Genomic DNA, 10,647 nt, shown 5'->3' on the forward strand with positions numbered 1-10,647 from the left:
TTGCAGCCTCTGTCTTAGGACGGGGGCTTTTTTTTTAGGTTTAAGCATGCGAGCGAGGAGGGAGAGAAAAGGCAGAAGCTTTTAATATCAGGTATTCGTAATATATCACCTACTTTATTTAGAAATGCACATCGTTATGTAAGCGATTCCAAATTATGATAAAAGGGAATGATTGATCTACATATGCAGGCGCATGAATCAAGCTAGTGCTTGCAAACCTTTGGGAGGTCTGTGCAATGAAACGTGCAAGGTCTATATTCGCTTTTATGCTGGCGCTGCTGCTTATGCTTACGGCTGTGCCGGTCTATGCCAACGAGGCAGCGCCGGAAACGGCAGGCGATCCGCCACCGGAGACAGCTGCCCTATCGGTTACGGACTCTACCTATGTTCGCATTCAGAACAAGTGGCAAAGCAATTATTTGTATGAGGATGAGAGCGGAATCGTCCGTTATGGCTTTCCGAGCTATGAGGATGAGTCCTCGCAGTGGCTGATCGAAGATTACAATGGCAACAAGCGATTGCAAAATCGTGCCACTGGCCATTACATGACGATTGCGGAGGTTGGACAGCGGAGAGACGCGCTGACGAGCCGCGAGATTGCCGAGAGCACGCTTGCTGATCAATGGACGATTCATGACTCGAACCGTGCAGGTTATGTCGTAATCAAGAGTGCAACCGTCCCAGCGAATGCGAATCTAGTCATTCATCAAGAGGATCAGCTCGGGTTCGCTGAAGCGAGCAACGATATCAACATTACCTTTGAGAGCCCGCAATGGGCGCTTGAGCCCGTGGAGCCTGCCGCTCCGATTCGACTCGCGAATAAATTCCGAGCGGGACAATATTTGTATGAAGGCGCGGATGGCTCGGTTGATTACGGCGATGTGCCGGCTGTAGACCGCGCTTCCCATTGGGTGCTGGTGCCTGGGGCAACCCCGGAATCGTACCGGATCAAAAACCGCGCCACCGGCCACTACATTACGCAAGGCGTTTTGTGGGAACCGATTAAGGCTGTCGCTTTGGACGCTACAGTTAAGAGCGAATGGATGATGGCCCCTGCGGCCGGAGGGGGATTTGTTACCTTCCAGAACGTGGAGGCCTATCAAGCAGACCCTTCGCAACCTTTTGTGCTGAATACGCAATTTGATGATATTCATGTTCGCTCCAACAATTGGTCCGTTCTGGATAGGGACAATGCACACTGGCGAGTGGAGCTGGCACCGGATGCACAGCCCTACCGAATGGTGAACTTCACGAATGAGGCCGTAGGCACCGCTTATTTGCATGAGGAGGCGGGCGTGGTTCGTTATGGAGCGCTTACGGCTTCAGCAGGAGAAAAAGCATTTTACCAGTGGGTTCAGGAGGACTTGAACGGCAAGAAGCGGCTTCGGAATTTGGCAACTGCCCACTACGTAACACGCGTGGATGCCAATGACCCGACTGCTCCGCTTCAGGCGCTTCCGCTCGCCGTAAGCACGGCTGAAGACCAATGGTCGATCAGCAACTCTACGCTTTATGACGATTACAAAGTCGTGCGAAGCGAGGCGGGAGCTGAGCAGTATCTTCATATTCAGGGCAATGTGGGCGCTGCGCAGGCTGGTTCGATTGACCCGAACGAGGATGCGGCGCAGTGGCTGTTCGAAGACCCTGCCTTCAGCGGGGACGGATCGCCGCAGTATGTCCGCATTCAAAATGAATGGCAGGCGTTCGTGCTATACGAGGATGCTGCTGGACAGCTGAAATATGGCAATGTCTCGGAGGATGACTATAAGGGACAATGGCTGATTGAGCGTTTTAACGGACGCAAACGAATTCAGAACAGAGCTACCGGCCATTATATCAATCTTGAGAAGATGTCCGGAGGACGCATCGATGTGACCGCAGTCGAGGACGCATGGACGAGCGCAGTATGGGTGATCGAGGATGTTGGCGGCTCGAAGCTGATTCATAGCGTGCAGGATGCGAATAACGTCTCTGGCCAGCAGAAATATATCAGTCTTCAAAACCTGACGAAATACGCGGAGTACGGCATCATTAATCCGAGCTGGGGAAGCCCTCGCTGGCGCTTCGTTCCGGTAGCGGACGCGGCGCTGACGAACGTACGCCTGAAAAACAAACAAACCGGAAGCTACCTTTATGAGGTAACGGAGGCAGGCGACGGGCTTGGAAAGGTAAAGTACGGCGAGCTGCCGGAGAACGACCTTAGCTCGGTTTGGTACTTGGAGAAAACAGGCGACGGGCCAACCTCGGTTCGCTTGAAAAATCTAGAAACGGGACACTACGTGTCGATGGAGCATATCGGCGGCGATGTCGAGCTTGATGCTCCCGCGCAGCCCATCCTAGCGCAAGACGATATTTGCACCTGCTGGGGCAGCGCGAAATGGCTTATGGAGCAAGGTGCCGCAGAAGGCTTGGTTGTGCTAAAGAGCGGCTGGGCGAGCCATTACCTTTATGCGGACGGCGATGGATTCTCGCGAGTGAGCAAGCTTGTGGCAGAGGAAGATCGCGCGCAATTCGCCGTGGAGCCAGTGGCGCTTCCTTCAGAGCCGCTCCCGGTTGCGCCGATTCGTATTCAGAACAAGGCGAACGGCCAATTCCTGTATGAGAATAACGGAGGCATTGTACTATACGGCGCTTTAGCCGAGACGAATGGCTATAGCCACTGGTTTGTCGAGCAGGACGGGGGCGCGGTTCGGCTGAAAAACCGTGTCACCAGCCATTACATGACGATGAATGGAGACTACCCGTTTATTGAAAGCAAGGAGGCGGCCAGCCATGATGTCGCATCGCAGTGGGCGATTGAAAGTTCGCCGAGCGGCGCGGAATATTATATTCGCAGCCTGAATGGCAAATACGACGATGAGCTGATCCATGTGCAAAATAATGCCGGCTACGCGGAGCGCGGGCTGTATCCGGCCTCCTTCGGCTCGGTGCAATGGACGATGAAGGAAGCGCCGGAGCTGTTCGAGACGCCGAATATGGGCGAGGAGAAAACGAATGATACGGCTACGCCTATCTTCGACGATACCGGTTACGTGCGCATTAAAGCGAAAGCAGGCTCCGGTTATTTGTATGAGAACGCAGGTGTGGTGCTGACAGGCACGCCAAGCGCGGGGAGCGATGCCTCCCAGTGGCTGCTGCAGGATTTCAACGGGCGCAGGTTGGTGAAGAACAAAGCTACAGGTCATCTGTTGACCTTGGATGGTGCGGGCCTTAAAGCGGTATCCGGCGAGCTTAGAGGCAATGACGCCGCTCAGTGGACCATAGAAGACCGAGTGGGTTACAAGCGGTTTGCCAATGCGGCGCAATCAGATGGCTTGCTGCTGCATGCGGAAGGTAAGGCTGCTTATGGTACGCCGAATGCGGCTGATGAGGCGCTATGGCAGCTTGAGCCGGTAGCCTCCAATCAACAATATGAAGCAGAGCTGGCTTTTGCCTCGGGAGATGTTAAACTAGCGGATTCTCAAAAAGGCTATTCCGGTACCGGATATGCCGGCGGTTTCACGGAGACCGGAGATAAGCTCAGCTTTACGGTCCATGCCCAGGCTGCTGGCAGCTACGGGACAGAGCTGCGTTACTTGAACGTGTCGGGCGATTCGAAGGAACTGAGCCTTTACGTCAACGGCGAACGAATTAGGCAGGTGGCTTTCAAGGCGGCGGGAAGCACGCAAAGCTGGTCCAAGACGAGTCTTGCCGTGCAGCTCCGCAAAGGAATCAATATCATCACGTTCCAAAAGGACACTGCGGATTCAGGACAATTGTGGCTCGACAGCTTACTGATTAAAAATAGCGTCGGCATCGCTTATCGCGGAGCAACGCTTCCCTACCTTACTTATGAAGCGGAGCATGGCGAGACGAATGGCGAGCTGCTTGGCCCGTCGCGCAGCTACCGCGAGATAGCAGCCGAAGCTTCAGGCAGGCAAGCGGTGAAGCTGGCAGACGAAGGCGAATATGTGGAATTTACGCTAGCGAAAGCTGCCAATTCGCTTGTGCTGCGTTATGTCATTCCGGATAGCGCGGATGGCGCGGGATTAAATGAAACGCTGAGCCTTTACGTAAACGGCGAGTTTAAGCAAAATCTGGCGCTTAGCTCGAAGCATGGCTGGGAATACGGAAGCTACCCATGGTCGAATGATCCGAAGCAGGGCAATGCTCATCGCTTCTTCGATGAAATTCATGCGCGGATCGGCGACATTCCGGCAGGGGCAACCCTTCGTTTGCAGAAAAATGCGGACAATGCCGCAGATTATTACATTATCGATCTTGTTGATCTGGAACAGGTGGATGGTCCGTTAACGAAGCCGGAAGGCTTTGTGTCCGTCACCGACTTTGGGGCCGTGTCAGGCGATGGAAACGATGACACAGCCGCATTCTACGGCGCAATGAGCGCTGCGAAGGAGCAGGGGAAAGGCGTCTGGTTCCCAGAGGGAGAGTTTGAGCTTAAAGCGGATGTCATTGACTTGGATCAAATCACGATTCGCGGAGCTGGCATGTGGTACACAACGCTGATCGGGGCAAGGTTTATCGGCAAAGGAGCAAACATAGGCGTTTATGATCTCCTCATTGACGGAGATTTGAATGTTCGTGACGACGAAGCGCTAACCCACGCATTCTATGGCGGTTTTGGCGCAGGATCGGTCATCCAAAACGTTTGGGTGGAGCATTCCAAGACAGGACTTTGGCTGTCGAAGGTAAGAGGCAGCGATGAAATGACGGATGGGCTGCATATGGTTGGCCTTCGCCTACGCAATTTGATGGCGGACGGCATTAACTTCTCTGTCGGCACAAGCAACAGCATCATGGAACAATCCGATATCCGTTACCCCGGCGACGACGGCATTGCTATGTGGTCAGCGGAAGGACGCGCAAGCGTCAACAACACGGCGCGTTTTAATACAGTAGCGCTGCCATGGCTGGCGGATAATTTCGTTATTTTTGGCGGACAGGACAATAAGCTTCAGGATAATATCGGTTCGGATACGATTACGAATGGCGCCGGGATTGCAATATCTACGCGCTTCAATCCGGTAGCATTCAGCGGCACGACGATTGTGGAGCGCAATACGCTGCTCCGTACAGGCAGCGCGGATGCGGCCTACAACATCAATTTGGGAGCGATTTGGATATTTGCGGGCGAGAAGGATTTGAACGGGCATGTCATCGTGCGGGATAACGTAGCGCTGGACAGCACCTATGCCGGCCTGATCGTGCATGGCGCTGGCTTCAATATCAGCAATGTGACGCTTCAGAATATCGTGCTTGATGGTATGGGAACTAACGGTATTGATGTCTCCAGCGATGTAGCGGGCACTCTTCAAGTGGATAACGTGATTGTACGCGGCGAAAGAATATCGATGCTGGCCGATGCGAACGGGAAGCTCACGTTCAGCGAGCAGAATGAAGGGTTTGCAAACCGTCCGAAACCGTTCCTAATCCGACTTGAAAACGGGGACAGAGGCCCGTTTGCCTTGACCGTTGGAGATACGCGGGAATTAAAGGTCATCGACCAGAGTGGCGCAGACGTTACTACGGACGCTGCTGTATCGGTGAGCAGCGGGGAAGATAACGCAACCGTAAATGGAGAAAAGCTGCTTACGGCTGTTAAGGCAGGAGCGGCGAAACTAACGGTCACTTTTGGGCAGGAGAGCAGAGTGTTGACGGTTAACGTGAAAGAAGCTGCCGTCCAAGTCGTCGATCCTGAAGAGGAAACCGAAGGAGGCTCTGGGGGAGGCAATGGTTCCGTTCCGCCTGGCGGCTCTTCTGCCGACACGGCAAGTAATGATGCCAAGCTAAAAGAGCAAGCCGCAGGCAGTCAGACGAGAATCGTGTTTGGGAAGGAAGCACTCGCTGCAGGCGGTGGGCTGTCCTTCTCGGCTCAGGCGCTGCTGGGTGCAGCCAAGAGCAGCCCGAATGCCATACTGATCATCGAACAGGGAGATGCCGTTTATGAATTTCCATTAGCGCTTGTGAGCAGCGCTTTGGAACAAACGAAACAGACCGTAGACGCCAAGCTGATCTGGACCTTTACAATTCGGCCGGTCAGCGGGCAGTCGCTGACCGAGCTCGAACGGAAGGCCGCAGCAGCAGGCATGGAGCTTTCAGGCGTGCCGGTTGAATTTGGGATAACGGTTTCTGACGGCACAAAGACGGTACCCGTCGTCAGCTTCGGCAGCAAATATGTGAAGCGGACGATGACGGCAGGCGGTGAGTTGAAGGCGAAAACGGCAGTGGCACTCGTATTTAATTCGGCCACGGGAGAATTCCATTACGTTCCTGCCTTATTCAACAACGCTGCCGGAAAAACCGTCGCCACCATCATGAGCACAAGTAACAGCATTTACGCGCTAGCGGTTAATGAAAAAACCTTTGCGGACATCAGCAGCCACTGGGCGAAAGAATCCATTGAGCTGCTGGCTTCCAAACAAATCGTCAGCGGTGTCTCGGAAGCAAGCTTCGCGCCGGGACGTACCGTAACGCGCGCGGAATTCGCGGCCATGCTTGTGCGCGCGCTCGGATTAGGCCATGGCGAGGCTGTGGCGCTATCCACCTTCAAAGATGTTGCGGAAACTGCATGGTATGCGGACAGCGTTGCTGCTGCTGCGGAACATGGGCTTGTTCAAGGCTTTGAGGAGGGGACCTTCCGTCCGAACGCGACGATTACGAGAGAGCAAATGGCGGTCATGGCTGCAAATGCGCTGCAATTCGCAGAGAATGCTGGCGCTGCCGGCGATCAGGCGGCCGGAGCATCGGTCAGCTTCAAAGACGAGCAGGCTATCCATGGCTGGGCACTTGAGGCTGTGACACAAGTGGCAGCGGCGGGCATCATGGAAGGCAAAGGCAATGGAGGATTTGTGCCGTTGGCGCTTGCCAACCGGGCGGAAGCGGCAACGTTGATTACCCGCTTGCTGCAGCACGTTCAATTGCTTAATAAGCAGTAAATCAAGTACCGTAGATAAGGAACATAAGGCTAAAAGCAAAAAACGGTGTCATCGGCGCGCGAAGGCGAGCAGATGGCACCGTTTTTTTTGGTATGTAACAGCTGTGCAGATCAGACATATTTTGTGCGTGTATACACAGAGAGCTTAGGAAAACGCGAATCAGCTCTTCCTCAGCAAAAAAAACTCGCATGCCTTCCGGTTATGATAAGCAATATCGCTTACTCCGGATTGGGTCACAATGATGCTATCGTCAAACCGCACGACCAGCGAGCTGGAGTCGATCAGCTGATTGTCTTGAAAAACGCGGATGCGCTGCTGCAGCTCCATGACTTCTTCGAAATCTGAGTCGGTATTCAGCCGACGATTGATGGACATATGCCGATACTCCTTTAGCACGAATAATGATTTCCTATAGTCTATCCCATGAGGGATCACGTTGCAAAGTCTCTTTGTTCTCCTGATCATTCCTATGTTACTTCGTTTATATTTAATGTACTTAGAACTAATGAATTGTTGAGCAAGAGGCGAAGTTTTTTATGCAACTCATAAAGCAACTCATTCTGCTGTTTAATTAAGCCCTGGCAGGCCGTCTTCTTTTTTGGCCGAGTTGTGCATAAGTATGGGTAAGGAAGAGGGACAGCTTGAGGCGGGAGGGGATCGGATTGGCAAAGTGGGGGAGGCGAGGCTGGCGGTTTCGGGGGTTCGGCGGGAGCCGGATGCAGCTGGGATCAGGCCGTCCGTTCTCAAAAATAAAAACGGTTAGCTGGGGCAGCCGCACCAGCTCGGCTGGTCCACGGTCAGCTCCAAAAAAATGGGGAACGGGCACGGGTGCCCCATCTATCAAATGGGGGGCGCGTGCCAGCTCCGGCAGCGGGAAATGGGGCGTTCGCCGGCCAGTGCTGAAATTCAGCAGCCGCGCAAAAAGCAGCGGAAGCGGTTCGGGCAGCGCATGGGGAGCTCGGCCACCAAGGCCGCGTATCCGCAAGCGCACGATCTTTCTGATTACAGTGATTATTATGACGGTCTTTTCGATTCAATCGTTTGTGTATATCGAGAAAAATTTACGGCCGCCGCTTATGAATATAGCGAAAATAAGAGTAAAGCAAATGGCGACACAAGCGATCAATAAAGCGATTACGGAACAGGTGGCTAATCGCTCCGATACTGACAAGCTTATTGATTGGAAGATGAATAGCAACGGTAAGATTTCCGGTTTTATGCTGAATTACGCCGAGCATATGAGCATTACCTCGCAGACGATTAATACCGTCCAAAGCACATTAAACGAGATGAAGGATATCCCCGAGCATATCCCGATCGGCCATGCGCTTGGCAGCGCTATTATTTCCTCCTACGGGCCTAGGGTGCCAGTCAAGTTCGAGCCGGTGGGAGCCGTGAAGGTGGATCTTAGCACACGCCAGAAGGATGCGGGCATCAATATGATTTTGGTTGAGGTATACATCCGCATTATCGCGGAAGTGACGATTATTATCCCCTTCGATACCGAGCCTGAAATCGTAGAAACCGATATCCCGATTTCGTACCTGCTTGTCGTTGGCGATGTGCCGATGTACTACTATGACAATACTGGCAAACCGGTCGGCGAATCTGCCGCGCAGGCACCGAACATTTCCGTCCCGCTGGGCCAAGGATCGGGAAGCGGAGTGACGTCCACCCCGCAAGGCAGCGGGAATGCAGGTTCATCGAACGCCGGCCCGTCTACAGAAGCTATAACGGAGGAAGGCGGACATTCGAGCGGGAGTGGCGCGGGAAGCGCAGGAAACGCTTCTACGGAGTAGCCCCGATAACCATGAGAAAGAGCTGCCATCAAGGCTTTAGGCTTTGATGGCAGCTTTATTTCGATGCTTAAATTTATTTCCTTGCCCTAAGCTGCTTGCGCTCCGCTTGTTCCCAGCGGCGCAGCATCGGATACGGGTCGAACGACCACTCTATCAAACCACGGTCGCTATAGACTCCGTAATGGAGATGGGGAGGGAATTTACCCTGCGTGCCTGGCTTGCCGTAGCCTGAGCTTCCGACCCAGCCAACCACCTGACCGGGCTTTACGACGTCGCCGATGTTGACGGTTTTATCATAGCCGGACAAATGCGCGTAGTAGTGATAAAAGTTATTCAGGTCCCTAATGCCGATTCTCCAGCCGCCATAAGGGTTCCAGCCTTTCACTTCAACGACTCCATAGCAAGTGCTGCGAACGGGAAGCCCGTGGGGGGCGAAAATATCGGTACCCTCATGCGTCCGCCTGCCGCCCCAGCTCCGCCCGGTTCCCCAGGTGCTATTATAGGCATAATTGGTTCCGATCGGTATGGGAAAGGCATGCTCGAACAAATCTAATTTGTCGAACGTTGAGTAAATGCGGGCAAACTGCTGAATCCGCTGTACAGAGCGATTATTCTGGTAGTACTCCCATAATCCGATTGAAAAATCATCATCGGAAATGCCGTAGGCAGCGACGCGGCTAACCAGCGAGTAAAGCAAATCAATATCACTCGTCCGTTCTGCTTGCCCATTACCGTCACCGTCACGTCCAATGCCATTGAAGAAGCGGATCGAAGTGGGAGAATTGTCCTCCGTATTCGGATTAAGCGGGCCAGCCCAATGCTCTTGATCGATGAATACGCCAACGGTGCTGCCAAGCATGGGCCTGGCTTTAGGTCGAACCTTGGACATGGAGCGCTCATATTGATCGATGGCAGCGATCCAGTACCAGGGAATTTCAGTAAACAAGCTTAATTTTTCATATAGGCCTCTTCGGACATTGAACGAGTCCTCTTCGCCTGCTGCCTGCCCGTTAGCTGCTGCGGCTTGCCTTGTGACAGACGGAGATGCTGCTGCCAGGCTTACGGGTTGAGCAAGCAGCATAGAGGCTGAAGTTATAGCTGCAACAATGGCAATAATCGGTTTCAAACATCTCACCCTTCCGGAAGCATGACGGCTTTGTCGTTAGGGTTTGCAAATGATTGGTTTTTATTCGAAACGCGTTATAAATTAAAAGCATGTCTGAAACATTAAGACTGTATGCCAAATCCATTATCCGAGCTTTCGTAGGTACAGCCAATCAATGAACCGTATGTAGGAGATTCTGGTATGGAGTCATAGGCACAATACTGCTTCTTAACCTGATAATGATTTTTTATCGGAACGATGGAGTAGTTTGTTGTCGGCAAATGAAGGCCATTTACATATTTTAAACGAACGGTTACTTTTATGTCTTGAAGATTGGACGAATTGACATCTACAATTTCAAAACCTGCGAGAGCGGTCCCCTCGTCTTTGACATACATGATTTCTGTAAAATAATCGTTGATGATTCGTTTGGCTGACTCTGTCGGTTGACTCAGAAACGGGCCTGTTGCCATCCTTGTTCGTTGTTCCAGCGTTTGGTCTGAATATCGCGCGCTAACTATTCCAATGCAGAGGGTTGTAAATAGGACTGTTATTAATGAGATGATTTTGATGCTTGAAGACATGGCGAGACCATCCTTTAAATGATATTTATAATTCCATAAAATACTAAACGTTACTAATCAGGGAAATGTTTCAATGCCAATAGCAAAATTAATCTTCAACCTGAATTACGAAAGTGCGACCTCATAAAAACATAAAAAAGTGCCCTAATCTTTGGTAGAATGGTGTTTACGAAGACAACATCACCCAAAGAGAGGAGCACCCATAAAGTGAAGTTTACCACAAA

At 52.3% G+C, this 10,647-nt stretch carries 5 protein-coding genes; 2 read left to right on the forward strand and 3 right to left on the reverse strand.

Going from position 1 to position 10,647, the window contains the following annotated elements:
* Positions 1-236: 236 nt before the first annotated feature.
* Positions 237-6,935: an S-layer homology domain-containing protein gene (locus E0496_RS25050; protein ID WP_141504484.1), complete on the forward strand. Its 6,699-nt coding sequence runs from the start codon at positions 237-239 to the stop codon at positions 6,933-6,935.
* Positions 6,936-7,094: 159 nt separating this feature from the next.
* Here the strand turns inward: E0496_RS25050 and E0496_RS25055 are convergent, their stop codons facing one another.
* A complete protein-coding gene (locus tag E0496_RS25055) occupies positions 7,095-7,310 on the reverse strand; it encodes a hypothetical protein (RefSeq protein WP_141504485.1) in 216 nt (71 codons plus the stop codon).
* Positions 7,311-7,597: 287 nt separating this feature from the next.
* Here E0496_RS25055 and yunB point away from each other — a divergent pair, with 287 nt between their 5' ends.
* Positions 7,598-8,734, forward strand: a complete 1,137-nt coding sequence (gene yunB / locus E0496_RS25060; protein WP_338325875.1) for a sporulation protein YunB — start codon at positions 7,598-7,600, stop codon at positions 8,732-8,734.
* A 73-nt stretch (positions 8,735-8,807) separates the two neighbouring features.
* Here the strand turns inward: yunB and E0496_RS25065 are convergent, their stop codons facing one another.
* Both E0496_RS25065 and E0496_RS25070 read right to left on the reverse strand, forming a co-directional pair.
* Complete coding sequence (locus E0496_RS25065; protein WP_141504493.1) at positions 8,808-9,815, reverse strand: M23 family metallopeptidase; 1,008 nt, start codon at positions 9,813-9,815, stop codon at positions 8,808-8,810.
* Between the two features lie 146 nt (positions 9,816-9,961).
* Entirely contained in the window at positions 9,962-10,312 is a 351-nt protein-coding gene (locus E0496_RS25070) for a hypothetical protein (RefSeq protein ID WP_206669854.1), read from the reverse strand.
* Positions 10,313-10,647: the final 335 nt, after the last annotated feature.

Origin of the sequence: Paenibacillus luteus (assembly GCF_006542765.1) — a bacterium.
Lineage (GTDB): Bacteria > Bacillota > Bacilli > Paenibacillales > Paenibacillaceae > Pristimantibacillus > Pristimantibacillus luteus.

Bases quoted from the DNA above. Each gene is read 5' to 3' on its own strand.
- E0496_RS25065 (WP_141504493.1), bottom strand. From the start codon at position 9,815: ATGCTGCTTGCTCAACCCGTAAGCCTGGCAGCAGCATCTCCGTCTGTC.
- E0496_RS25070 (WP_206669854.1), bottom strand. From the start codon at position 10,312: ATGGCAACAGGCCCGTTTCTGAGTCAACCGACAGAGTCAGCCAAACGA.
- E0496_RS25050 (WP_141504484.1), top strand. From the start codon at position 237: ATGAAACGTGCAAGGTCTATATTCGCTTTTATGCTGGCGCTGCTGCTT.
- E0496_RS25055 (WP_141504485.1), bottom strand. From the start codon at position 7,310: ATGTCCATCAATCGTCGGCTGAATACCGACTCAGATTTCGAAGAAGTC.